We start from the raw sequence: 24,527 nt of genomic DNA, 5'->3' as shown, positions 1-24,527 counted from the left end.
CGCGACTCGGACACGATGACTCCTAGCTCGAAGTTCGGGTTTTCGGATCAGATGCTATCGGTGCTCAAGATGGACATGACGATCGCGTCGTAGAACTCGCCTTCCCAGAGCAGGGCGTCCCTCAGCCGCCCCTCCTCCCGGAAGCCGCACTTCTGGTAGACGTGGATCGCCCGCTCGTTGAACTCGTACACCTCCAGGTCCACCCGATGGAGGTCGCGCTCGTTGAACGCGTGATCGAGGACGTGCTTGATCGCGGCGGTGCCGTAGCCCTTGCCGAAGCCGTCCTGCAGGAAGATCCGCATGCCGGCCGACCGGTTGTGCGGATTGATCGTGAGCACGACCTCGCCGAGGAACTTCCCGTCCTCGGTGATGGCGCGGGTGTAGCGGTTGGGGTCGTTCAGCGTCCGCTCGATGTACGCCTCGTAGTCCTCCAACGTGAACGTGGCGTGCGTGCCGGTCAGCTTCCTGACCTCGGCGTCGTCGGGTCCGCCCGCGTGCATCTGCGCGGCGAACTCCTTGCGGAGCGGTACGAGTTCCATGGCTCCATCGAACCGGGTGGGGGCAAGCGGTTAACTCGACCTGGTGATTTGTCGCCCACGGTTCATACGCAACCGGTTCTGAGTGGTTTTTCGGATGCGCCCCGGCGGGCGGGGCGAGCAGTCTGTGTGCCCGGCCCGCCGCCGTAAGGAGCACCCCATGCCAGACCTGGTGGTCGAATGCCCGGTTCGCCTCACCGAGTCCAACCGGGACGAGCTGCGCCTGCTGTACGCCGACCTGCGCGACCACTACGCGCGCCGCGACGCCCGTGACGGCACGCGCACGACGTTGCACTTCGTGTGGTCGGGCGTGCTCGACCCCGAGCTCTTCGGCGCGACCTACGCCGACCAGCGGCACGTCTTCGCCGCCTCCCGCCCGATCCTGAACTCCGCGCGCGACGCCGGCGGGCTTCAGGAAACGAACAGGTGGCTGTCAGGCTCAGCTCAGCCGAACGGCGCATCGTTGAGGACATGAGCGAGCAGGGACAGGCGCCGGGACCGCCGGAGCCGCCGAAAGACCACCCGCAGGCAGCCCGGCCTGCACCCGAGCAGACAACGACCCCGCTGCCCGCCGACGCATCGGCCACGCCTGGTCCGCAGCAGCCGGCCGCGCCGGGGCCGCAGCCGACCGCCGAGCAGCCGGTCCAGCCCGGACCACAGGCCACGGCCGAGCAGTCCGCAGCCGCCGCATCACAGCCCACGGGCGCGCAGGCCGCAGCCACCGGACCGCAGGCCACCACCGAACAACCCGCCGCCACCGCCGCGGAAGCACCCGCCGCACCCCACGCAGCGGCCCCGATCCCTCCACCCGCGCCCCCGGCAGCCCCCGGCAGGTTCCGCCGTTTCGCCGGCCACCGAGCCACCCAGCTCGTCGCCGCCGGCCTGCTGGGACTCGTCCTCGGCGGCGGCATCGTGGGCGCGATCGCGGCCAACCGCGTCGACCACCGGGGACCCGGCCACGTCCGCGTCCACGACCGCGGCGACCGCGGACCCGACCGCTTCGAGCAGCGCGGCCCGTTCAGCGACCACGGCGACCGCGGCGACCGCTTCGAGCGGTGACCCGACCGAGCGCACGACCCGCGTTCTGCCCGAGTCCCCGACGACGCGGGTCGTGCGCTCCCCAAAACCAGGAACGCGCGCCACGGCCGGATTAGTCCCCCTCGTTCTGCCGCGGCGTGCGTTCCGCCCACAACCTCACTGCGAGGCCTGTTGCGGCCCCAGCCTGATCGCCAGCAGCTGACGCCGCAGCACCTTCCCCGTCGCGTTGCGCGGCAGCTGCGGCACGACCACGACCTCGCGCGGAACCTTGTGCCGCGCCAGCCGGGTCCGCACGAACTCGCGCAGTTCCTTCACGTCGATCCGCGCGCCCGCCACCGGCACCACGAACGCGCGCAACCGTTGCCCGTACTCGGGATCCGGCACGCCGAGCACCGCCGCGTCACGCACCCGGTAGTGCGTCATCAGCAGGTTCTCCACCTCGACGGGGTACACGTTCTCGCCGCCGGACACGATCATGTCGTCCTCGCGGCCGTCGAAGTACAGCCGCCCGCTCGGGTCGAAGTGGCCTAGGTCGCCGGTCGCGACGAGGCCGTCGATGCTCTCCTTCGCCGAACCGTCCGTGTAGAGGTCGACGGTGAGCGAACCGCGCACGAAGATCCGGCCCGTCACGAACGAGCGGGTGATCCGGTTGCCGTCCTTGTCGTAGAGCCGCACGATGCAGTTGTGCGGTGGCATGCCGACGCTCGACGGCGCGACCGCGAGATCCTCCGGCGTGGCGACGGTGGCGACCGCGACCTCCGTTGAGCCGTAGAGGTTGTAGAGCACCGGTCCCAGCACGGCCTGCGTGCGGTGCACGAGGTCGGTCGGCAGCGTCGAACCGGAGCAGAACACCACGCGCAGGTGCGAGAGGTCGTACGAGTCGATCACCGACCGGTCGAGCTCCATGATGCGCTGCAGCATCGTCGGCACCAGCACGATCGTCGTGCAGCGCTGGCCCTGCACCGACCACAGCGTCTTGCGCGGGTCGAACCGGCGTTGCAGCACCGCGCGCGAACCGAGTGACATGGCGAGCGTCAGGTGCGAGTAGCCGACCGAGTGGAAGATCGGCGCGGCGATGAAAGTCGATTCACCCGACCGCATGGGAATGCGGTCGAGGAAGTCCGACGCCGTCAGCACCGATTTGATCTCGCGGGCCGTTCCCTTCGGCACGCCGGTGGTTCCCGACGTCAGCTGGATGACGACACCGGGCTCGCGCGGCGGTTCCAGCTCTCCGCGCGGCGCCTTCGCCACCAGCTGGTCGAGTGTCGGGGTGCGACGGTCGAGGCCGTCGCGCGACCACGCGAGCCAGCGCGGGATCGACGGCGGCAGCTGGTGGAACAGCGGGGTGAACTCCTCGTCGTGGATCACGAGCGACGCGCGTTCGCGTTGCAGGAGATCGAGCACGACGGGGGCGCCGAAACCCGTGTTCACCAGCAGCACGCGCACGCCGAGCTTCGCGCACGCCAGCAACGACTCGACCATTCCGCGGTGGTTGCGGCACATCAGCGCCACGATGTGGGTGTGCTGCACCCCCAGCGCGCGCAGGCCCTGCGCGATCGCGGTGGACCGCCGGTCGAGCTGCCGGTAGGTGACCGAACCGCGTTCGTCGACGATCGCGACACCGTCCGGGTTCAGCCGCACCGAACGGCGCAGTGCCGAGACGTTCGGCCCCCAGATCTTGACCTCTTTCAACGCCTGCACGGACATCTTGAAGTTCGTGAGACTCACCAAGCCCGCTTCGGACAAGACACGGAGTGAGTGCACCCGGCCCATGGCGTCGCGAAACACCTTGCGCAACCCTGGCATCAACAGCTCCTCGCGCTGCAAGTCCCCGAGGTATTCGGACGGTAACGGCCCGCTTGCCCCACGCCAAGCCTTGTTCCATGCGGAATTCGCATGACAACGGGACAACCGAACCTGTAAACGTTTTCACATTACCCGTTTCCCGCCGCGTACCCACTCTCACTGCTCCCGTAGCGGGAGTCTGACCGGTCAGACCAAAAAGCCGCGCAACAACGACGCCGTGCCGTCGAGGTGTTCCGCCATCGCCTGGCGCGCCGCGACCGGGTCTCCGTCCAAAATGGAGGTGATGATGCGTTCGTGCTGCGCGTTGGAGTGCGCGAGGTTCGGCTCCAGCAGCGGAATCGTGTCCAGCAGCTCGTTCACGCGCATCCTGGACTCCGCCACGGCGGCGGTGAGTGACGCCGACCCGGTCGCCTCGGCGATCGCGAGGTGCAGCCGCGAGTCCTTGCGCCGGTATTCCGCGAGCGACGCGGTCGACGCCTCTTCCAGCCGCACGCGCAGCCCGCGACGTTCTGCCGACCCCAGTGAACGACCCGCTGCGGATTCCGCAGCGCCTGTTTCCAGGACTTTCCGCAACGTCAGCGCGTCGTGGATGTCGCCGAACTCCTTGCCGGGCGCGGACTTCGGGATCACGTCGTTGACGAACGTGCCGCCGTAGCGGCCCCTGCGGGACTCGACGTAGTTGTTCTCCTGCAACGATCTGATGGCTTCACGCACGGTCACCCGGCTCACTCCGAGCCGGGTGGCGAGTTCCCGTTCGGACGGCAGCCGCTCACCCGGCGCGACGACGCCGAGCCGGATGGCCTGCATGAGCCGTTCGACGGTCTCCTCGAAGGCGTTGCCCGCCCGCACCGGGCGGAACAACGCCTCCTGCGCGTGCTCCATCATCGCTAGAGCGGTGTCACGTACGCGCCGGCGATGCCGCCGTCCACGAGGAAGTTCGACGCCGTCATGAACGAGGAGTCGTCCGACGCCAGGAACGCGACAGCGGCGGCGATTTCCTCAGGTTCCGCGAACCGGCCGAGCGGCACGTGGACGAGACGCCGGGCGGCCCGCTCCGGGTCCTTCGCGAACAGTTCACGCAGCAACGGAGTGTTGACCGGGCCAGGGGAAAGCGCATTCACCCGGATGCCTTCGCGCGCGAACTGCACACCGAGCTCACGCGACATCGCCAGCACACCGCCCTTCGACGCCGTGTAGGAGATCTGCGACGTCGCCGCGCCCATCGTCGCCACGAACGACGCCGTGTTGATGATGGAACCCTTGCCGTTGGCCTGCATGTGCGGGATGGCGTACTTGCAACACAAATAAACCGACGTCAGGTTCACCTTCTGGACGCGCTCCCACGCCTCGATGCCCGTCGTCAGGATCGAGTCGTCGTCGGGCGGCGAAATACCGGCGTTGTTGAACGCGATGTCCAGCTTGCCGTAAGTGTCCACAGTGGTCTGGAAGAGCGCCTTGACCTGTTCCTCATCGGTCACGTCGACCTGGACGAACAGCCCGCCGACCTCGTCGGCGGCCGCCTTGCCCGTCGCCGGGTCGAGATCGGCCACGACGACCTTCGCACCCTCGCTCGCGAACCTGCGCACGGTCGCGAGTCCGATGCCGCTGCCGCCACCCGTCACGACGGCCACGCGGCCCTCGAGTCGCTGCACCATTTCTTCTCCTGTCAGGTTGCGATGAAGACGTTCTTGACCTCGGTGAAGGCGTCCAGCGCGTCCGGGCCGAGCTCGCGACCGAGCCCGGACTGCTTCACGCCGCCGAACGGTGTCCAGTAGCGGACGGAAGAATGCGAGTTCACCGACAGGTTCCCGGCCTCGACGGCACGCGACACCCGGATCGCCCTGCCCACGTCCTGAGTCCAGATCGAACCGGACAGGCCGTACTCGGAGTCGTTCGCGATCCTGATCGCGTCGGCCTCGTCGGTGAACGGCAGCACGACGACGACCGGTCCGAAGATCTCCTCGGTGACGGTCCTGTCGCCGGGTTCGGGAGTGAGAACCGTCGGCGGGAACCAGAAGCCCGGTCCGTCCGGCGCCGAACCGCGGAACGCGACGGGCGCGTCGTCTGGGACGTAAGACGCCACCTTGCCGAGGTGCGCCGCGGAGATGAGCGGCCCCATCTCGGTCGCCTCGTCGCCGGGCTCACCGACCTTCACGCCCTTGACCGCGGGCTCCAGCAGCTCCATGAACCGGTCGTAGACGCTGGCCTGGACGAGGATCCGCGAACGCGCGCAGCAGTCCTGCCCGGCGTTGTCGAACACCCCGTACGGCGCGGTCGCGGCGGCCTTCTCCAGGTCGGAGTCCGCGAAGACGATGTTCGCCGACTTGCCGCCCAGCTCCAGCGTCACCCGCTTCACCTGGTCCGCGCAGCCCGCCATGATCTGCTTGCCCACGCCCGTGGAGCCGGTGAAGACGACCTTGCGCACCAACGGATGCGTGACGAACCGGTTGCCGACGACGCTGCCCTTGCCCGGCAGCACCTGGAAGACGTCCTCGGGGATGCCGGCCTCGCGGGCCAGCTCGCCGAGCCGGATCGCGGTCAGCGGCGTGAGCTCGGCGGGCTTGAGCACGACGGTGTTGCCCGCCGCGAGCGCGGGTGCGAAGCCCCAGCCCGCGATCGGCATCGGGAAGTTCCACGGCACGATCACGCCGACGACGCCGAGCGGCTCGTGGAACGTGACGTCCAGACCGCCGGGGACCGGGATCTGCTTGCCGAACAACCGTTCCGGCGCACCCGCGTAGTACTGCAGCACGTCGCGGACGTTGCCCGCCTCCCACCGCGCGTTGCCGATGGTGTGCCCGGAGTTCTCGACCTCCAGCCGCGCCAGTTCCTCGTTGTGCGCGTCGACGAGCTCCGCGAACCGGCGCAGCAGCCGGGCGCGGTCACCGGGCGCGACGGCCCGCCACGTCTCGAACGCCTTGTGCGCCTTGACGATCGCGGCGTCGGTCTCCTCCAGAGAGGTGTGCGGCACCGACCGCACGACCTTCTCCGTGGCCGGGTTGATGACGTCGAAGGTCACGCTCTTCTCCTTGACACGTCCACGAGGGCCTTGAACAGCCTCAGGTCTTCGATGTCCTGTTCGGGATGCGACTGCACGCCGACGACGAACCGCGCACCCTCCATCTCGACCGCCTCGACGGTGCCGTCGGGCGCCTTCGCGGTGACGCGGAGCCCGTCGGCGATCCGGTCCAGCGACTGGTGGTGGTGGCACTGCACGGTGGTGTGGTCGCCCAGGATCGCGTGCAGCCGCGTGCCGGGCGTGACCGTGATGCCGGTGTGCCCGAAGACGCCGGGCGCCTCGTTGTGGCCCTCGATGTGCTGGTGCAGCGTGCCGCCCAGCGCCACGTTGAGCACCTGCATGCCGCGGCACACGCCGAGCACCGGCAGGTCGAGCTTCAGCGCGGCTTCCACCAGGGCGAACTCCGCGTCGTCGCGGTCGCGGCGCGGCTCACCGGTCATCGGATGCGGCTCGGCACCGTAGGCGGCGGGGTCGATGTCCGCGCCGCCCGCGATCACCAGTCCGTCGAGGAACCCGATGGTCTCGGCGGTCCACGTGCCCACCGGCGGCAGCATGACGGGGTTGCCGCCCGACTTCACCACGCAGTCGAGGTAGCCGCGGTGGAGCACCGCGGCTTCCACGTCCCAGAGCCCGAAGCGCGTGCGCTCCAGGTACGTGCTGATGCCGATCAGCGGTTCAGAGGCGCTCAAACCCGCGCACCTTCTCCCAGTCCGTGATGGCCGCCTCGAACGCGTCCAGCTCGACCTTGGCCGCGTTCAGGTAGTGGTCGACGACATCCTTGCCGAACGCCTCCCGCGCGATGTCGCTGGCCGCCAGCAGCTCCGCGGCCTGTCGCAACGTCGTCGGCACGGTCGGCCGGTCCGACGCGTAGGCGTTGCCGACGAACTCGTCCTCGAGCTCCAGCTCCTTCTCTACCCCGTGCAGACCGGCCGCGATCAGCGCCGCGACGGCCAGGTACGGGTTCACGTCGCCACCGGGTACCCGGTTCTCGAACCGCAGCGACTGCCCGTGGCCGACGACCCGCAGCGCGCACGTGCGGTTGTCCCGGCCCCACGCCACCGCGGTCGGGGCGAACGAGCCCTTCACGAAACGCTTGTAGGAGTTGATGTTCGGCGCGAAGAAGTAGGTGAACTCCCGCAGCGCGGCCAGCTGACCGGCGAGGAAGTGCTTCATCAACTTCGACATGCCGTGCCCCTCGGCGAACACGGGTTCGCCGTCGGTGGAACGCACCGACAGGTGGATGTGGCAGGAGTTGCCCTCGCGTTCGTTGTACTTCGCCATGAACGTGAGCGACTTGCCCTGCTGCGCCGCGATCTCCTTCGCCCCTGTCTTGTAGATCGCGTGGTTGTCGCAGGTCTGCAGGGCGGTGGTGTAGCGGAACGCGATCTCGTGCTGGCCGGGGTTGCACTCCCCCTTGGCCGACTCGACCGTCATGCCCGCGCCGGCCATGCCGTTGCGGATCGCGCGCAGCAACGGCTCGACGCGCGCGGTGCCGAGCAACGAGTAGTCGACGTTGTACTGGTTCGACGGCGTCAGGTTGCGGTAGCCGGCGTTGAACGCCTGCTCGTAGGTGTCGTCGAAGACGATGAACTCCAGTTCGGTGCCGACGTACGCGTCCAGCCCGAGAGCGGCCAGCCGGTCGAGCTGCCTGCGCAGGACCTGCCGGGGCGACGCGACGACGGGGTCGCCGTTCTCCCAGACGACGTCGCACATGACGAGCGCGGTGCCCTCGTGCCACGGGATGCGGCGCAGCGTGGAGAGGTCGGGCTTCATCACGAAGTCGCCGTAGCCGCGCTCCCACGACGACATCTCGTAGCCGCTGACCGGGTTCATCTCGACGTCGACGGCCAACAGGTAGTTGCAGCCCTCCGCGGCGTGCCCGAGCACCTCGTCGAGGAAGTACCGCGCCGCGCACCGCTTGCCCTGCAGCCGTCCCTGCATGTCCACGATCGCGACGAGGACGGTGTCGATCTCACCGGTGTCCACGGCCTCGCGCAACTCCTCGACGGTCAGCATCCCGCGTTCCTCCAAAGGTATGTCTGCGAGCCATTGGCGGCACCATCTTGACACCAACGAGTGACAGGCGCCACCCTCAACCACCGTCTAAAGGACTGGACGGAGTCCAATGAGGAGGACCCCGATGAGTCACGAAGCAGACAGTCCGCCCACCGCGGGGCGGTCCGCCGACGAGCAGCGGCTGCACGAGCTCGGTTACGCCCAGGAGCTGTCCCGGACCATGTCCGGGTTCTCCAACTTCGCCGTGTCCTTCACGATCATCTCGATCCTGTCCGGTTGCCTGACCCTGTACGGGTTCGGCATGAACACCGGTGGTCCCGCGCTCATCGTGTGGGGCTGGCCGTTCGTCGGCCTGATGACCCTGATCGTCGGCCTCGCGATGGCGGAGGTCTGCTCCAGCTACCCGACCGCGGGCGGGCTGTACTACTGGGCGGCGAAGCTCGCGCCGAGCAACGGCGCCGCCTGGTCGTGGTTCACCGGCTGGTTCAACTTCCTCGGCCAGGTCGCGGTGACGGCGGGCATCGACTTCGGTGCCGCGTTCTTCATCAACGCCTTCCTGGACCTCCAGTTCGGCTACGCCGCCACACCCCCGCACACGATCCTGATCTTCGGCTGCGTGCTGCTGCTGCACGGCCTGCTGAACACGTTCGGCGTCAAGCTGGTCGCGCTGCTCAACGACGTCAGCGTGTGGTGGCACATCATCGGCGTGCTGGTGATCGTCGGCGCGTTGGTGTTCCTGCCCTCGGAACACCAGTCCGCCTCGTTCGTCTTCACGCACTTCGTGAACAACACCGGCTGGTCGTCGGCGTTCTACGTCGGACTGCTCGGTCTGCTGCTGGCCCAGTACACCTTCACCGGCTACGACGCCTCGGCGCACATGACCGAGGAGACGCACGACGCGGCCCGCAGCGGCCCGCGCGGCATCGTCATGTCGATCGTCGTGTCCCTGATCGCCGGCTGGGTGCTGCTGGTGGGCATCACGTTCGCCATCCGCGACTACGACGGCGCGCTGGCCAGCACGACCGGCGTGCCACCGGCCCAGATCTTCATCGACGCCCTGGGCGTCACCGGCGGCAAGCTCCTGCTGCTGATCGCGATCGGCGCCCAGCTGTTCTGCGGCATGTCGTCGGTGACCGCGAACTCGCGCATGATCTACGCCTTCTCCCGCGACGGCGCGCTGCCGGCGTCGGCGTTCTGGCACAAGATCAACAAGCGCACCCGCACACCCACGAACGCGATCTGGCTGGCGGCGGGTGGCGCGTTCGTGCTCGGCCTGCCCTACCTGTGGAACGCGACGGCGTACGCGGCGGTCACGTCCATCGCGGTGATCGGCCTCTACATCGCCTACGTTCTGCCCACACTGCTGCGGCTGCTGCAGGGCGAGCGGTTCGAACGCGGACCGTGGCACCTGGGCAGGTGGAGCAAGCCCATCGGCGTCGTGGCGGTGGCCTGGGTCGTGTTCATCAGCGTGCTGTTCATGCTCCCCCAGGCAAGTCCCGTGACGGCCAAGACGTTCAACTACACGCCGATCGCGGTGCTCGTGGTCCTCGGGTTCGCCGGAGTCTGGTGGCTGGTCTCCGCGCGGAAGTGGTTCAAGGGACCCAAGGTCCAGGGATCGCCGGAGGAACTGGCGGCGATCGAGCGGGAGCTCGACTCGATCTGACCTCCCGCGTCACGTTCGTGATGAACGGCGCATTCGTTCACCTGAGGTGGACGAATGCGCCGTTCATCGAGGTTCGAGCGGTTCGTGGCAGGATCGGGCGCGTGAGTGACATTCAACGTGTGGGAGTCGTCGGTTCCGGCCTCATGGGCTCCGGAATCGCCGAGGTGAGCGCCCGCGCCGGCCTCGACGTCATCGTCGCCGAGGTCAACGCGGGTGCGGCCGAGGCGGCGCAGGGGCGGATCGCCTCGTCGCTGGCCAGGGGCGTCAAGGCCGGCAAGCTCAGTGAGGACGACCGAGAGGCCGCTCTGGGCCGCATCCGGTTCACCACCGACATCGGCGAGTTCGCCGACCGGCAGTTCGTGGTCGAGGCGGTCGCCGAGAACGAGCAGATCAAGACCGAGGTCTTCACCGCGCTCGACAAGGTCGTGAAGGACGAGGACGCCATCTTCGCGTCCAACACGTCGTCCATCCCGATCATGAAGCTGGGCATGGCCACCGGCCGCCCCGAACAGGTCATCGGCGTGCACTTCTTCAACCCGGTGCCCGTGCTGAAGCTCGTCGAGATCGTGCCGTCCCTGCTGACCGGCGCTACCACCCAGGTCCGCGCCGAGGCGTTCGTGCGCGGTGTGCTGGGCAAGGAGGTCATCCGCTCCCAGGACCGCGCGGGCTTCGTGGTCAACGCGCTGCTGATCCCGTACCTGCTCTCCGCGATCCGCATGCTGGAGTCCGGTTTCGCCTCCGCCGACGACATCGACAACGGCATGGTGCTCGGCTGCGCCCACCCGATGGGCCCGCTGCGCCTCACCGACCTGATCGGCCTCGACACCACCAAGGCCATCGCCGAGTCGATGTACGACGAGTTCAAGGAGCCGCTGTACTCGCCGCCGCCGCTGCTGCTGCGCATGGTGGACGCGGGCCTGCTGGGCAAGAAGTCAGGGCGCGGTTTCCACAACTACGCGAAGTGAGCTGACCCGGAGCGCGTCCGCTCGGTGCGGACGCGCTTCAGGTCGACGGGGGTATGGCAATGCAGCAGGTGACGCTGCGGAAGATGACGGCGGCGGAGTACCGGGCCGCGACTGACCACCGCGAGGCCGAGTCGGTGCGCGCGCTCAGCAGGGTGATGCCGGAGGAAGTCGCGCGCGAGCGCGTTCGGAGCGGCACCGCGAGGTTCCTCCCCGGCGGCCTCGACACCGCGGGCCATCACCTGCTGACCGCCGAGAACGAGTCCGGCGAGGCGGTGGGCAACGCGTGGGTCGGCCCGGACCCGAGCCAGGCGTCGGCAACCACCGCGTGGTTGTACGACATCAACGTCTTCCCCGCGTACCGGCGGTCCGGCTACGGATCCGCCATTCTCGCGGCGGTCGAGGCGCTCATCGCTCGCGAGGGTAAGACAGCGCTCGGCTTGAGCGTCGTCGGGGACAACGACGCCGCGATCGCCCTGTACCGCCGCAGTGGCTACGACGTGGAGTCGATGTCCATGCGAAAGAAGATCTAACACCCAGCGGCTCGCCGGATCTCGTCAGCGATCGCCGGAACGTCCACCGGCCCGGAGGTGTCGACCTCCACCACCGGCCCGACCCCCAGCGGCAGCACCGGCGAGCCCCACAGCTCGGCCTCGTCGCGCTCGAAGTCGAGATGCCCCGCGTGCCGGCCGGCGGCCCTGGCGTGGTACCGCGACCGCGCCACCTCCACGGGCACGACGCAGCGCACCTCCACCACAGGACCGGGCAACGCCGCCACGAGAGGCCGGGTGTAGTCGAACCACGTGCTGTCCACCACGGCGCCAGGACAGCGCCGCGCGATCCGCAGCACCGCGAGGACCGCCGCCCGCCCGAGCCGCCGCGACTCGCTCACCGTGGCGGGCCGGCCGAGTCCGTCGGCCAGGGCTTCCTTGACGTCGTCCTTGGCGAGCACCGGCAACCCCAGCGACTGGCCGAGCGCGGTGGCCAGGGTCGTCTTGCCCGCCCCCGGCCACCCTCCTACCAGCACGAACACCTAGACGGCTGCCTCGAGCCGGTTCATCGAGTGCTGGATCAGCCCGACCAGCACCGCCTTCGACGACTCCCGGTCGCGCGCGTCGCAGAGCACCACGGGGATCCCGTCGTCGAGATCCAGCGCGTGCCGCACCTCGTCCACCGTGTACAGCTGCGCCCCGTCGAAGCAGTTCACCGCCACCACGAACGGGATCCCGCGGTGCTCGAAGAAGTCGATCGAGGGGAACGACGAGTCGAGCCGCCGCGTGTCGACCAGCACGACCGCGCCGATCGCACCGGTGGCCAGCTCGTCCCACATGAACCAGAACCGGTTCTGGCCGGGCGTGCCGAACAGGTACAGCACCACCTTGGTGTTGATGGTGATGCGCCCGAAGTCCAGCGCCACCGTGGTGGTGTCCTTGCCCTCGATGCCCGCCAGGTCGTCGACGTGCACACCGGCCTCGGTGAGCAGCTCCTCGGTCTTCAACGGCGGGATCTCGGACACCGACCCGACCATGGTGGTCTTGCCGGTGCCGAACCCGCCCGCGATGACGATCTTGACCGCTGTCGGAACGGTCAGCTGGCCATCAGATCCCACGAACACCATCCAGTACGGCCTGCAGGAGATCCCTGTCGGGAATCTGGGGGGAGGAGTTCTGCACGATCACGTCACCGCGCTCGATGAGGTCCGACAGCAGGACCTTCACCACGATGAGCGGCACGTCGAGGTAGGCAGCGACCTCGGCGACCGAGAGGGGGCGTGCGCACAGGGCCATGATCTCGCGATGTTCGACCGTCAGCGACGTCTGGTCGGACGCAAACGAGGAAGCACGGACCTGCGTCACCAGGTGCAGATCAGGCGCGTTCGGCCGGGTGCGGCCGCGCACCATGGCGTAGGGCCGCACCAGCGGCCCCGCGGCCTCGTCGTACCACCAGTCCTCCCGCGCGCTCATCAGCGCGACTCACGCGCCGACGGGACTGTCGCGGTCTCCGCGCGCGGCGCCGACGAGAGGTACGTGCCCACTCGCTTGACCAGCATGTTCATCTCGTACGCGATCATGCCCATGTCGGCGTCCTCCTCGCCCAGAACGGCGAGGCACGCGCCGTGGCCGGCCGCCGTCACGAACAGGTACGCGTGCTCCATCTCGACGATGGTCTGCCGCACCGCACCACCGCCGAAGTGCCGGCCGGTGCCGCGGGCGAGCGACTGGAAGGCCGACGCCATCGCGGACAGGTGCTCGGAGTCGTCGCGGGACAGCCCGGCCGAGCGGCCGAGCAGGAGTCCGTCCGCCGACAGCACGACCGCGTGACGGGCGCCGACCACGCGCTGGATGAGGTCCTCCAGCAACCAGTTCAGTTCGCCGTGCTGGCTGGTGTTGTCCTTCATGACGAGGGGGCTCCTTCTGATCTCCAGTCGTCGGTCAGGCGGGCGTCACGGGTGCCGCGCTGGAACGCGGCGAGCCCGTCACGGGTCCGTTCTGCCGACCTTTCGCCGGTCACCGGTTCGGCGTGTGGCAACTCCCCCGGCTGCATGAGCTGCGGCGCGAGGTTCTGCCGCTTCTTGCGGCGGGGAAGCGCCGGCTTCCCGTCCGGCGGCGTCACCACGGGGTTCTCTTCGTCCACGGATGCATCAGTTGCGGAAACGGCTGGGAGCGCTCCGGCGTTCAGTGCCGCCTGCACCTCTGGCGCGAGCGTCACGGGGAAGCTCGGGTGTTCCTCGAGGTGGCCGTGGCGCTGGTCGTGGAACGACCGCACCGGCATCTGCGTGGTCTCGGTGATGTCGCCGGCGGCGCTGTGCGGGGCGACGATGTTCGGCGGCAGCACGCACAGCGCGACCGTGCCGCCGTAGGGCGAGTCGCGCAGCTCCACCTTGATGCCCCGCCGCGCGGCGAGCCGGGCGACGACGAACAGTCCCAGCCGGGACTCGCCGCGGAACGCCATCGTCTCGAAGTCCGGCGGGTTGGAGAGCTTCGCGTTGGCCTGGAGGCGTTCCTCCTGCGTCATGCCGAGCCCGTGGTCCTCGATCTCGATCACGATGCCGTGCGGCACGGCGCTCGAGTGGACGATGACCTCGGACCGCGGCGACGAGAAGGCCGTGGCGTTGTCGACGAGCTCCGCGAGCAGGTGGATGGTGTCGGCGACCGCGACACCGACCAGCGCGCGGTCCGGCACCGGGTTGACCCTGACCCGGACGTACTGCTCGGTCTCGGCGACGGCGGCGCGGATGACGTCGCTCAGCCGCACCGGCTTGCGCCACTGCCTGCCGGGCTGCTCACCGGCGAGGATGATCAGGTTCTCGGCGTTGCGGCGGGCCCGCGTCGCCAGGTGGTCGAGCTGGAAGAGCGAGTCCAGCTGCTCGGGGTTCTCCTCTTCGCGCTCCAGCTTGTCGAGGATCTTGAGCTGCCGGTGCACGAGACCCTGGTTGCGGTGCGCGATGTCGAGGAAGACCCGGTTCACGCCCTCGCGGGCCTGCGTCTCCTTCACCGCGGCCGCGACGGCCGTGTACTGGGCGGTGTTGAACGCGTCGGCCACCTGGCCGATCTCGTCGTTGCCGTAGTCGAGCGGCGGCATGTCGCGGTGGACGTCGACCTGCTCGCCGCCGCGCAGCCGCGCCACGATGTGCGGCAGCCGTTCCTGCGCGAGCCGCAGCGTGTCCTCCCGCAGCGACGCGAGCCGCGTCACCAGCGCCCTGCTGACCAGGCGGTTCGAGATGCGCAACGCGAGCACGATGCCGACGACGACCGCGAGCAACGCGATGAGGCTGCCGACCAGCACGGCGGTGAGCCTGCTGTTGGCCTTGTCGAGGCCCAGTTCGGCGCCGTCCTCGGCCTGCCGGGCCGCGATCTGCACGAGCTTCTCGTGCACGGGACCGGCCGCCGCGCGCCACTGCTGGTCCGTGACGCCGGTGTCGCCGTTGATGATCCGGCTCTCGAGGTCGAGCAGCGTCCGGTACTCGGAACTGGTCCGCAGCGCGTCGTACTGACTGCGCGGCTGCGGCAGCGCGAACGGGATCGTGGCGTCGACGCTCGAGTGGTAGGCGCCGATGAGCCGGACGAACTCGGTCCGTTCGGCCGGGGTGAACTTGCCGTTGAGCAGCCCACGCGAACCAACGGTGGCGGCGCGGGACATCCAGTCGGCCGCCTGGAAGATCGTCACGGCCTGGATGTCGGCCTGCCCGGCCTCCGCGTCCGGCACGAGCCGCGCCTGGTGGCCGAAGAGCGACACACCGGCGTCCATGAGGCCGTTGTAGTAGTCGTAGACCGCCTGCGGGTTCGCGGTGCCTGCCTTGACCTGCGCGCGTTGCTGCGGCAGCTCGTTCAGCACCGAGTTGAGCGCGTTGATCCGGTCGACGACGTCCTGGGGCGAGTTGCCGGAAAGGTCGGCGAAGACCTCCTTCATCCGGCGCAGCGACTCGTCGGTCTGCGCCTGCTGCCGGGTGAGCGTCGCGGCGTCGACACCGGGTGCCCTGCTCAGCAGAACGAGGCTCAGCTGCCGTTCCTTCTGCAGCCCCGCGAAGGCGTCCGCTGACGGAATCGCGGCTTCGCGCACGTTCGACGCGATCGACCGCATGTAGAAACCGTCGAAAACGGTGTAAGAGGAGAAAACCGCCCACATGACGAGCAAGACAACGCTTGGTACAACGACTACGCCGGCCAACCGCGACCGAATGGTCCGGTAGTTGGTCGGTGTGTAACCGCTCTTCTCGTTCACAGCGCTCTCACGGTCTCCTGTGTCCCACGGCTAGCGCTGCGGGTAACCCGAGTCACTCCTTCGGCTGCAATAAGGTAACAAGTAGAGATCATCGTTACCCAATGACAGCGATCACACGCACTACGCGGTGGCAGGCTACCCAGTCGAGTGAGCGGCGCAACACCCGGTCCGGGGGTTCTCACAACGCAAGAACCCCCGTACGGGCTAGTTCTCGTGCCTGTTCTAGGGACGCTCCACCGCGACGACGGTGTAGGCCGTGTCCGGCGTCGGCGGGGTGGTGAAGCGGGCATTCGGCAGGTAGAGGCGCTTGCCGAACGCCGCCACCGTCGTGGGCACGTCGAACCGCGCGTCCGTGCGTTCCGCAGCGAGCGAGGCTCCCTCACGACTGAGCGTGTAGCGCGCGACTTTGTTCAGCCTGTTTTGCACCACGTACAACTGCCGTCCCTCACGCAACAGGCCGTCGCCATTCGTGAGTGTTTGACCGCTCAAATTGATGGCGATGGATTTGCCGCTCCTGGGATCGATCCGGAACAGCTTGCCGGTGTTGCTCTGCACGGCGATCAACCCGCCGTCGAGCCCGGTGACGATGCCGTTGAGGTTGACCGCGCCGGGCGTGATCACGAGATCGCCGGTCAGTTCCAGAGTCCGGTGCGGCTTGAGGCTGAGCGGCACCTCGTAAAGCACCGCCTTGCGCGAGTCGGTGAACCACGCCGACTTGTTCGTCAGCACCACGTCGTTGACGAACGTGTCCGTGGTCGCGAACTGGAACTTGGCCAGCAACGCACCAGTGCGGGTGTCATAGACCCGTGCGTCGCCACCGGTGCCGCCGGCGACCCACAACCTGCGCTTGCCGTCGACCTTCATGCCCAGCGACGGCGTGCCCGGCCCCTTGGCCAGCACCGCGCCCTTGCCGGTGCGCAGGTCCGCCGCGTAGATCGACCCGTCGGCCCGCGACCCGAAGTAGGCCGTGGTGCCGCTGATCGCGATGCCTTCCGGTTGCCACCCGTTGGGCAGGGAGAACTCCGTCGGGAAGTGCTGTGTCGGACCGAGCAGGGACGCGTCTGCGGTGGCCGGCGCCGCGGCCGTGAGCGTGACGCCCAGGACCGCCGCGAGCAGGACACCGAATCTGCGGTACATGCCGCCTCCAATCGGATCAGGGTGCGCCCTCGATCCTTGCGCCCCAGACGGGCGAACAGGAGTTTTCTCAGGAAGCCGACATCTGCGCAGCTCAGAAGTTCGACGTGATCGCCGCCACGAGGTCCTCGGCGATCGTGCTGGGGTCCTTGGCCTCGTACGCACCGGCCGCGGTCGCCTCGGCGATCTTCTTCAGCTCGTCGCGTCCCCTGGCGTCCTCGTCGGAGGCGAAACCGTAGGCGATCGTGAAGACCCTGACCGGCTCCGCACCCGCCGTGACCTTGATGCGGTCGAGCAGCTGGTCGAGGGTCAGCCCGGTGCTCTTGTCGTTGCGGCCGTCGGTGAGCAGGACGACGGCGTTGATGGCCTTCCGGTCGAGCTGCTGCCGCATGACGGTGACCGCCTGGTCGACCGTGTCGAACAAGCCGGTCCCGCCTTCGGCCGGCAGGGCCCTGATCTTGTCCGCGATCTCCTGGCGCTTGACCTCGTTCAGCGGGCTGATCGCCGACAGCTCGCAGTGGTCGCCGCGGCAACCAGGACCTGTTCCGGCGGCGCCCGTGGTGGAGAAGTTCCACAGGCCCAGGCGGTCGGAGTCGGTGAAGCCGCTGACGATCTCGCCGCGGTACTTCTTGATCAGCTCGATCTTGGACGGGCAGTGCTGGGTGGCCGGATCCCGCTGTTTCAGGTCGGGCTCGCAGTTCTGCTTCTGGACGTCGGTGGCGGTCACACCGAACTTCATCGAGCCGGACGTGTCGACGACGAACAGGACGTTCGCCGGTTTGCGCACGGCGCTCCACGCGGTCAGCACCTTGTCCAGCGTGTGCGCGGACGGCTTCGGCAGCTCCTTGACCGCGAAACCGGGCGACACGCCGTTGCCCTCGGTGGCGAGCACGCCCGACGCGTGCGAGGGATCGCGGAAGCCGAGCTCCCCGAACCGCTTCTGCGCCTGCGGGGAACGCAGGTGCCGGAGGAAGTCCGCGCTCACCTCCCGCTTCGCCTTCGTCATGTCCGGCCACGTGAGCTCGATGTACGGGTGGTCGTGGAAGATCGTCCCTTCCTTCGGGTACATCGCGACCAGCTTGGTGGCGGGCTCGGCCTCCTTCGGGTCCTCAGTGGACAGTGCGCCGCTGGGGTACCCGGCGTTGTAGGCCAGCATGGAGCTCTCGTCGATGGTGAGCGCCGAGATGTAGGAGAGCACCTGCCCCCTGCGTTCGGCGGTGCGCAGGTTGCGCATGAAGTGCAGGCTCGTCTCGCCGTAGTGCACGATCGACTGCTCGATGTCCTGGACGAACCTGCGCGCGGCCGGGTCGTCGACGTCGCTGTCCTCGAGCGGTCCGCTCGCGTCGGTGTTGGCGCGGAACGCGTGGAAGGCGCCGATGGTCGCGTTGAGGCCCGAGGTCGAGTAGTTCGGGTTCGTCTTGCCGAGCCGGAAAGGTCCCCAGTCCTTCTGGTACCGGCCCCAGCCCTGCGCGTCGGTGGCGAGGTCCGCGAGCGTCCGCCAGCTGACCTCCTTCGTGCTCGGCCAGCCGAGCACCTCCGCCATGGGCTTCGGCATGGCGATCACCACCGGAGTCGTGACGACCGCCCCGCGAGCCTCCGTCGGCAACGCCGCGATGGCGCTCGTGTTGCCCGCCGCGCGGTCACGGGCGATGTCCAGCCACTCGCTGGAAGCCGGCGACCACACGTCGGGACGCAAACCGTCCGACTCCGTCCACCCGCGCGCCAGCGTGTTCGCGCCGGCGCCCGAGTTCAGCTCGATGATCTGGACCCCGACGCAGTGCCCGTCGGCGGAGCGGGCGCCGTAACCGGCGGCCATCTCCTTGAACAGTTCGCTCTTGTCCGCGGACACACCGACGTTCAGCGTCGTGTCCGGAGTCGCCGTGCACGTGGGCAGCGTCGCCGCGGCGCCGCCACCCGACGGCCAGGAGAAGATCGGCACGACGACGAACGCGAGCAACGCGATGACCGCCGCGAGCGCGGTCCACCGCGTCCTGGCCTGACGCCACAACGGAACCGCGGAGGAAACCTCCTGCTGCTGTGCCGCCTCCAGCGCCGCCCTGCGCCGCGCCGCCTGCTCGCGAACCCACTCCGGCGCGGCGCCGGGAAACCGCTTGCACACGTCGATGATCTCGGTCAGCGACGGGCGCTGTGCCGGGTCCTTGTCGAGACACCGGCGGATCAGGCCGGTCAGCGCGCTGTCCCAGCCCGCGAGCCCGCTCAGGTCCGGTTCGTCGACGAGGATCCGGCGCCGGGTGTCGTCGTCGTTGCCGAACGGCGGTGCGCCCGTCGCCGCGTACACCAGCAGAGCACCCAACGAGAACACGTCGCTCGCCGCGGTGACCTCCTCGATGCCGCGGGCCTGCTCCGGCGACATGAACGCGACCGTTCCGATGGCGTCGTGCCGGGTGAGGCCGGGATCTTCGGAGTTCTTCGCGATGCCGAGGTCGATGATCCACAGATCGTCGACACCCAGCAGCACGTTGGCGGGCTTCAGGTCGCGGTGCACCAGCCCCTTGTCGTGGACGAGCCGCAGCTTCCCCGCGATCACGCGCGCCAGCCACGCCACCGCCGCCGGACGCCACGGGTTGTCCGCGGAGACCAGGTCCTGCAGGGTCACGCTGGGCAGGTACTCGGTGGCGAACCACGGCTGTTCCGCGTCGGCGTTGGCGTCGAGCAGCGTCGGGAACTCACCGCCGGCCGCCTTGCCGACGTCGTCGACGGACCGGATCTCCCGCTGGAACCGCGTGCGGCTGACCGAATTGCCGGCGAGCCCGGCCCCCATCACCTTGACGGCCGCGAAACGACTCCGCCGCCGGTCGACGCCGAGGTAGACGATGCCCGTCGCACCCGGCCCCAGCCGCCCGAGCAGGGTGTACTCGCCGATCTTTCGCGGATCGTCGCGATGCAGCGGTTCGATGTTCAGCTCGTCGAGCAGCCTCATCGGGTCGATGCCGGGCCTCGGCAACAGGAACCACAGGCTGGTCACGGCGACGAGCGCGCTGATGACACTGCCCAGCTTGTCCGCGCGGTCGAGTCCCTGCACGACGAGGAAGACGACCAATGACACCGCGGCCGCGGCGAGCGCGACACCGGCCACGATCCGGCGCTTCTGCAACTCGAGGCTCCCCCTGCTCGTCGATCCGTTCTTTTCATCATCGACTAAGGGCCGCCCTCGGTTACGGGTTTCGCATCATCCGGCCGCGCAGAGCCACCTCCTACGTCCTACAGCTCGGCGGCGGCCTCCGCGATCAGTTCCAGCGACTCCCCGGTGCCCAGCGCGATCCGCCGCAGCTCCGCGAACCGCTGCGCGCACTGCTCGGTCAGCCCCGGATCCTCGACGTACTCCCCCTTGATGAACGTCTCCAGGTAGACCACGTCGTTGTGCTGCCGGTGCGGAAAGCTCAGCAACGTGAACGGCGACCCCATCGCCGGATACGCCCCGGCACCGCGCGGCACCACCTGGATGCTGACCGCCGGATGCTCGCTGACCTCCATCAGGTGCAGCAACTGGGCCTTCATCACGCGCGGCCCGCCGACCACCTGCCGCAGCACGGCTTCGGGGAACACCGCCTGCACCGCGAGCGGATCCTTGTCACCCAGCCGCGTGGACCACGCCTCCCGCACCATCGTGAGCCGCGCCGTGCGGACCGGGTCGTCGGACTGCGACGCGGCCTGCGTGTAGCCGGGCAGCTGAAAGACGGTCGGCACCAGATCCGTCGTGAACACGCGTAGCAACGTCGACTCGAACACCAGATTCGCGAAGTCCGCGGCCGGGTCGAAGTTAATCGTGTTGGTGAGCGCGCGCATGCGCACTTGTTCCGCGTGCTGCGCCTGCAGCACCACGGCCTGCCATTCCGCGATGGGCACCTTGTAGACATAACCGAGCGCCATGATGTCCACGGCCGCCGACGGCTGCACCGCGTTCTCCATCATGGACAGCTTGGCGCTGCTGAAACCCACGCGCTGGCCCGCCTCGGTGAGGCTGAGCTCGCGCTCGTGGCGCCACCCGGCCAGCTGCCGCCCGATGGCGCGTTCGAGCGTCGTGGCCCGGAAATCCTTCGGCATGACGCGAAGGATATGACCAATTCGGATTACCGAATGGGACCACCCGCTGTGGACAACCCTTTAACGCCAGGTTTCCGCGTTTATCAGCCCCCTATGGCCTTAAACACGCTAATTGCATTGTTAGCGTTTCGTGCGCGCATGGGCACGCACGAGGTCATGGAACCTGAAGGCGTCGCCCACCTCGGTCAGCAACGACTTCTCGACCAGGTCGTCCAGCGCGTCCTCGACGTCGCACTCGTGCTCCCCCGCGATCGCGGCCACCGCCTGCACGTCGAACGGGCCGGGCTGCCACGCGCACAACCGGTAGAGCCGCGCCTGCCGTTCCGGTAGCTCCACATAGGACAGATCGAGCAGCTGCTGGATGCGCCCGTCGTCCGTGAGCGGCTCGACGTCGATCTCCTGCGCCTGCGCGAGGTTCAGCCTCTCGCGGCTGGTCACGACGACCGTGCCGGACGCGGGCAGCAGCGGCGTCACCTGCTCGGCCGAGTCCGCGTTGTCCAGCAACAGGGTGAACTGCCTGCGCGTGACGAGACTGCGGAACACCGCGGCTGCATCGTCGGCGGCCACGTCGCTCAACCCGAACGCCGTCAGCAGGTCCTCGACCGGCTCGCGCACGGCCAGGTCGACGTACAGTCCCGATCCCCTGTCCTGCAACCACTTCAGCGCCAGCGCGGTCTTGCCCACCCCGGCGGGCCCGCTCAGCACCGTCACCCCGCCGGCCCTGATCCGCGCCAGTTCCTCCTGCCTGCCGACGAAGTGCCGCGGCGGCTCCGGCAGCTGGAACTGGGGCGGCACCCCGCCGCGCCCCCGGAATCGAACAGCCCCTGTGGTGGTGCCGGTCAAAACGTCACTCATACCCGTACCTCCCCAACACGTTGAAGTTACGGGCTTTCCTCTTCTTGCGTCAGACGGCCATCGAGTGATCGCACGCGAGTGCGGCACCCGTGGTGGACGTGGCGGTCTTCACCTGACGCCCGTTGATGATGATCTTGCAGGTGAGCTCGCCGTGCACGCCCTCGAGCCTGATCACGACCCGCCCCTTGCGCGCCCCCGTGCGCTCGAACGGCAGGTCGGGATTGCGCAGGGTTCGTTCCTCCTCACCGGGAAACGAGTAGGTCAGCCGGTCCGTCGTGCCCGTTCCCTCGACCACCACGCGGATGCTGGGCGCTGTCGCGCAACCGGTGCTCCCGGCGAGCAACAGGCCCGTTAGTAAGGCGGCGGTCTTCATGGCCGAGACGGTAGGAAACAGAGGGGTGCGCGTGCATCAGCCTGAAGGCTCAAGCGCTATCAGCCATCAGACTGACAACCCGAGATTCCGCAAACACTCTTCCAGCCGCATCCGTTCGATGTCGCGGTCCACGCCTTCGGGCAGCGTGTCGAGCCGGTGCGGGACGTCCAACGCCGAACAGGCCTGCTTCAGCAGCTCGTCGTAGGCCTGACGAGCCCCGATCCGCTTGATCGCCGACGTGCCGGGCTGGAAGCACGACAGCACGCGGCGGACGCGACGAAGGTCGGCCGCGATGCATTCGATCGGCTGATGCTCGGACACGAGAGCGGGGCGGCGCAGCCTGCGCAGGGCGCGCGGCACGTTGACCACCGCCCAGAACAACGCACTGGGCGCTACCGCGGCGATGGCGAACAAAACGACGTTGCCCGCAACGGATTGGGGCATGCGTCCACGTTACCCCGCCTGCAGCGCCAGGAAGAGGTCCACGCGCGCCTCGAACTCGGCGAGGTCGACGCCGAGCAGTTCCTCCACGCGCCCCACCCGATAGCGCAACGTGTTCACGTGGACGTGCAGCTTGGCCGCGGCGGCGGTCCAGGAGCCGGAGCAGTCCAGGAACACCTTCAGCGTCCCGGTGAGATCCGACCCGTGCTCGGCGTCGTAGTCCAGCACCGGTCCCAGGAGCCTGCGCCGCAACGACGACCGCAGCTCCTCCGGCACGCCCGCGAGCAGCAGCTGGTGCAGAGCGATCTCCTCACCCGCCACCACGCACGTGCGGCCGCTGCGCCGTTCGCCGAGCCTGCGCGCGTGCGTCGCTTCCTCCGCGGCGCCGCGCAACCCGCGCGACTCGACCGGCGAGCTGATCCCGACCAGCACCCGCGACGGCCCGAGACCCGGCTCCATCACGCGCATCGCCTCGCGGACGTCGTCCGGCACCGAGTCGTCGGCGCGGGCGACGGCGTACACGGTGTCGCCGACGGGCGTGACCAGAGCCTGGGGCAGCGCTTCCTCCAGCACCGCCGCGGCGAGATCGGCCCGCTGATCGGACGTCACGGCGCTGATCACCCGCAGCCGGGCGTTCTCCAGCCCGGCCGCCGCCAGCCGCGACTCGACGTCGGCGGAACCGCTCAGCACCGCGGCCACCAGCGGCCCGGCGGTCCTGTTCTCGATCTGTCTGCCCTGCGCCTGCCGGAGACGTTCCAGCGCGACCAGCGAGGCGAGCTCGGCAGCGGCCTCTTGCTGCGGTTCGCCGCCCACGACGAGGATCCAGCTGGTGAGCCGGGTGCCGCCGCGTTCGGAGACGGGGACGAGCGTCACGCCCCTGACCGTCTTCGGCAGCCGGTCGGCCTGCAGGAACTCCTTCACGAGCGACACGCGCTCCGGCAGCTCCCCACCGGCCACGACACGGCCGGTCGTGGAGAGCACCCAGCACGGCGCACTCAGCTCGTGGCCGCCCGCCAGCAGCAACGCGGGCAGTCCCGAGCCCTCGGCCACGACGTTCAGCAGGCGGCGGTGGCGGGACAGGCCGACCAGCTCCATCGACACGCGCTCGGTGATCGTGGCGAACGACAGGTCGACCGGCACCTCCAGCAGCGGCACGTGGTGGCGTTCGCAGGCGGCGACCAGATCGTCGGGCAGGGCTCGGTTCTCGGTCTCGGACGCGGCCAGGCCGGCGACGCGGGCGGAGGCCAGTGAGCGGACGAACGTCTCGGAGTCCTGCGGGCCGTGGTGCCAGAGCAGGCCGGACAGCACGAGCTCGCCGCCGGACAGGTACCGGCTGGGGTCGGGCAGCTCCGTTCCGTACACGCGGGTGACCGTCCGGTCGAGCTGGTCCTCACCGGTGTGCAGGCTCAGGCGCAGTTCCGGCATCTGCAGCAACGTCCGCAGCAACAACATGGGAGGTCACTTTCGTCCATTCGTGTTTGTAGGAAAGCACAAATTCGTTACGTGTAGGAGCCTGCTGATTCATGTGTCCCGGCCGTAGAGGTGCGGACCTGTAGCTATGTGTACTGGCTCACAACCAGATGGGAGGGCGAGTGACGATCTCCACGCACGTGCTGGACGCGGCACGCGGCAGGCCGTTCGCGGGCATCACCGTGTCGCTGCAGCGCCGCGACGGGACCGAGGTGAGTTCCGCCGAGACGAACGCCGACGGAAGGATCACCGGATGGGGTGATGGCCTGCCGGCAGGCGTCTACCGGCTGGTCTTCGACACCTCCGAGGCCGCGCCCTTTTTCCCCGAGGTCGTGCTCACGTTCGACTACTCCGATCCGGCACAGCACTACCACGTGCCGCTGCTGCTGTCGCCGTTCGCCTACTCCACCTACCGAGGTAGCTGACG

General features: G+C 68.7%; 25 protein-coding genes. 6 read left to right on the top strand and 19 right to left on the bottom strand.

All coding sequences use genetic code 11. From position 1 onward, the window contains the following. Window positions 1–47: 47 nt before the first annotated feature. Window positions 48–539: a GNAT family N-acetyltransferase gene (locus tag IEZ09_RS17930; protein ID WP_189254844.1), complete on the bottom strand. Its 492-nt coding sequence runs from the start codon at window positions 537–539 to the stop codon at window positions 48–50. A 157-nt stretch (window positions 540–696) separates the two neighbouring features. Between IEZ09_RS17930 and IEZ09_RS17925 the strand changes: the two genes are divergently transcribed. Both IEZ09_RS17925 and IEZ09_RS17920 read left to right on the top strand, forming a co-directional pair. After that, window positions 697–1,011 (top strand): hypothetical protein, encoded by a 315-nt coding sequence (locus IEZ09_RS17925; RefSeq protein ID WP_189254843.1) that lies wholly within the window; start codon window positions 697–699, stop codon window positions 1,009–1,011. After that, entirely contained in the window at window positions 1,008–1,595 is a 588-nt protein-coding gene (locus IEZ09_RS17920; RefSeq protein ID WP_189254842.1) for a hypothetical protein, read from the top strand. The genes IEZ09_RS17925 and IEZ09_RS17920 overlap by 4 nt, the downstream gene beginning before the upstream one ends. 135 nt (window positions 1,596–1,730) lie before the next feature. Here IEZ09_RS17920 and IEZ09_RS17915 read toward each other — a convergent pair whose 3' ends face one another. The 6 genes from IEZ09_RS17915 to IEZ09_RS17890 all read right to left on the bottom strand — a co-directional run bounded on the left by IEZ09_RS17915 (window position 1,731) and on the right by IEZ09_RS17890 (window position 8,415). Further along, a complete protein-coding gene (locus IEZ09_RS17915; protein WP_308202403.1) occupies window positions 1,731–3,302 on the bottom strand; it encodes an AMP-binding protein in 1,572 nt (523 codons plus the stop codon). 264 nt (window positions 3,303–3,566) lie between these two features. After that, complete coding sequence (locus tag IEZ09_RS17910) at window positions 3,567–4,265, bottom strand: FadR/GntR family transcriptional regulator (protein WP_370467722.1); 699 nt, start codon at window positions 4,263–4,265, stop codon at window positions 3,567–3,569. A gap of 2 nt (window positions 4,266–4,267) precedes the next feature. Beyond that, window positions 4,268–5,035 carry a 3-oxoacyl-ACP reductase gene (locus tag IEZ09_RS17905; protein WP_189254840.1) on the bottom strand — a complete coding sequence of 256 codons (768 nt, stop codon included), beginning with the start codon at window positions 5,033–5,035 and terminating at the stop codon, window positions 4,268–4,270. An 11-nt stretch (window positions 5,036–5,046) separates the two neighbouring features. Then, a complete protein-coding gene (locus IEZ09_RS17900; RefSeq protein ID WP_189254839.1) occupies window positions 5,047–6,399 on the bottom strand; it encodes an aldehyde dehydrogenase family protein in 1,353 nt (450 codons plus the stop codon). Next, window positions 6,396–7,088: a gamma-glutamyl-gamma-aminobutyrate hydrolase family protein gene (locus IEZ09_RS17895; RefSeq protein ID WP_229812668.1), complete on the bottom strand. Its 693-nt coding sequence runs from the start codon at window positions 7,086–7,088 to the stop codon at window positions 6,396–6,398. Before IEZ09_RS17895 ends, IEZ09_RS17900 begins: the two co-directional genes overlap by 4 nt. Beyond that, window positions 7,075–8,415, bottom strand: coding sequence for a glutamine synthetase family protein (locus IEZ09_RS17890; RefSeq protein WP_189254838.1), 1,341 nt, complete (start codon window positions 8,413–8,415; stop codon window positions 7,075–7,077). Before IEZ09_RS17890 ends, IEZ09_RS17895 begins: the two co-directional genes overlap by 14 nt. A 124-nt stretch (window positions 8,416–8,539) precedes the next feature. Here IEZ09_RS17890 and IEZ09_RS17885 point away from each other — a divergent pair, with 124 nt between their 5' ends. From IEZ09_RS17885 to IEZ09_RS17875, 3 genes are all read left to right on the top strand, one after another. Then, the gene (locus IEZ09_RS17885) at window positions 8,540–10,078 is read left to right on the top strand and encodes an amino acid permease (protein WP_189254837.1); all 1,539 of its coding nucleotides are present in this window, start codon (window positions 8,540–8,542) and stop codon (window positions 10,076–10,078) included. Window positions 10,079–10,179: 101 nt separating this feature from the next. Continuing rightward, on the top strand, window positions 10,180–11,043 hold the full coding sequence (locus IEZ09_RS17880) for a 3-hydroxybutyryl-CoA dehydrogenase (RefSeq protein WP_189254836.1): 864 nt from the start codon (window positions 10,180–10,182) through the stop codon (window positions 11,041–11,043). A 53-nt stretch (window positions 11,044–11,096) separates the two neighbouring features. Further along, window positions 11,097–11,573 carry a GNAT family N-acetyltransferase gene (locus IEZ09_RS17875; RefSeq protein ID WP_229812667.1) on the top strand — a complete coding sequence of 159 codons (477 nt, stop codon included), beginning with the start codon at window positions 11,097–11,099 and terminating at the stop codon, window positions 11,571–11,573. On the opposite strand, the gene IEZ09_RS17870 is transcribed toward IEZ09_RS17875, so the two are convergent. The 12 genes from IEZ09_RS17870 to IEZ09_RS17815 form a co-directional block, all read right to left on the bottom strand. Then, on the bottom strand, window positions 11,570–12,067 hold the full coding sequence (locus IEZ09_RS17870) for an AAA family ATPase (RefSeq protein WP_229812666.1): 498 nt from the start codon (window positions 12,065–12,067) through the stop codon (window positions 11,570–11,572). The genes IEZ09_RS17875 and IEZ09_RS17870 overlap by 4 nt on opposite strands. Window positions 12,068–12,073: 6 nt before the next feature. Next, the gene (locus tag IEZ09_RS17865) at window positions 12,074–12,658 is read right to left on the bottom strand and encodes a GTP-binding protein (RefSeq protein ID WP_189254834.1); all 585 of its coding nucleotides are present in this window, start codon (window positions 12,656–12,658) and stop codon (window positions 12,074–12,076) included. Beyond that, the gene (locus tag IEZ09_RS17860) at window positions 12,639–13,004 is read right to left on the bottom strand and encodes a DUF742 domain-containing protein (RefSeq protein WP_189254833.1); all 366 of its coding nucleotides are present in this window, start codon (window positions 13,002–13,004) and stop codon (window positions 12,639–12,641) included. Before IEZ09_RS17860 ends, IEZ09_RS17865 begins: the two co-directional genes overlap by 20 nt. After that, a complete protein-coding gene (locus tag IEZ09_RS17855; protein ID WP_089913172.1) occupies window positions 13,004–13,438 on the bottom strand; it encodes a roadblock/LC7 domain-containing protein in 435 nt (144 codons plus the stop codon). The genes IEZ09_RS17860 and IEZ09_RS17855 overlap by 1 nt, the downstream gene beginning before the upstream one ends. Then, window positions 13,435–15,666, bottom strand: coding sequence for a sensor histidine kinase (locus IEZ09_RS17850; RefSeq protein ID WP_189254832.1), 2,232 nt, complete (start codon window positions 15,664–15,666; stop codon window positions 13,435–13,437). The genes IEZ09_RS17855 and IEZ09_RS17850 overlap by 4 nt, the downstream gene beginning before the upstream one ends. 318 nt (window positions 15,667–15,984) lie before the next feature. Then, window positions 15,985–16,899 (bottom strand): NHL repeat-containing protein, encoded by a 915-nt coding sequence (locus IEZ09_RS17845; RefSeq protein ID WP_189254831.1) that lies wholly within the window; start codon window positions 16,897–16,899, stop codon window positions 15,985–15,987. A 91-nt stretch (window positions 16,900–16,990) separates the two neighbouring features. After that, complete coding sequence (locus IEZ09_RS17840) at window positions 16,991–20,011, bottom strand: protein kinase domain-containing protein (RefSeq protein ID WP_189254830.1); 3,021 nt, start codon at window positions 20,009–20,011, stop codon at window positions 16,991–16,993. 107 nt (window positions 20,012–20,118) lie between these two features. Continuing rightward, window positions 20,119–20,961, bottom strand: a complete 843-nt coding sequence (locus IEZ09_RS17835) for a helix-turn-helix domain-containing protein (protein ID WP_189254829.1) — start codon at window positions 20,959–20,961, stop codon at window positions 20,119–20,121. Window positions 20,962–21,081: 120 nt separating this feature from the next. After that, window positions 21,082–21,816, bottom strand: a complete 735-nt coding sequence (locus IEZ09_RS17830) for a winged helix-turn-helix domain-containing protein (protein ID WP_189254828.1) — start codon at window positions 21,814–21,816, stop codon at window positions 21,082–21,084. Window positions 21,817–21,865: 49 nt separating this feature from the next. Next, on the bottom strand, window positions 21,866–22,189 hold the full coding sequence (locus IEZ09_RS17825) for a hypothetical protein (protein WP_189254827.1): 324 nt from the start codon (window positions 22,187–22,189) through the stop codon (window positions 21,866–21,868). 66 nt (window positions 22,190–22,255) lie between these two features. Then, window positions 22,256–22,633 carry a hypothetical protein gene (locus tag IEZ09_RS17820; protein WP_189254826.1) on the bottom strand — a complete coding sequence of 126 codons (378 nt, stop codon included), beginning with the start codon at window positions 22,631–22,633 and terminating at the stop codon, window positions 22,256–22,258. 9 nt (window positions 22,634–22,642) lie between these two features. Next, a complete protein-coding gene (locus tag IEZ09_RS17815) occupies window positions 22,643–24,082 on the bottom strand; it encodes a PucR family transcriptional regulator (RefSeq protein ID WP_189254825.1) in 1,440 nt (479 codons plus the stop codon). A gap of 128 nt (window positions 24,083–24,210) precedes the next feature. On the opposite strand from IEZ09_RS17815, the gene uraH reads away from it, so the two are divergent. Beyond that, window positions 24,211–24,525 carry a hydroxyisourate hydrolase gene (gene uraH, locus IEZ09_RS17810; RefSeq protein ID WP_229812665.1) on the top strand — a complete coding sequence of 105 codons (315 nt, stop codon included), beginning with the start codon at window positions 24,211–24,213 and terminating at the stop codon, window positions 24,523–24,525. Window positions 24,526–24,527: the final 2 nt, after the last annotated feature.

Source organism: Lentzea flava (genome assembly GCF_014648475.1).
Lineage (GTDB): Bacteria > Actinomycetota > Actinomycetes > Mycobacteriales > Pseudonocardiaceae > Lentzea > Lentzea flava.
Note: the sequence above shows the minus strand (reverse complement) of the source record. Positions and strands in the feature narration are given on the sequence as shown.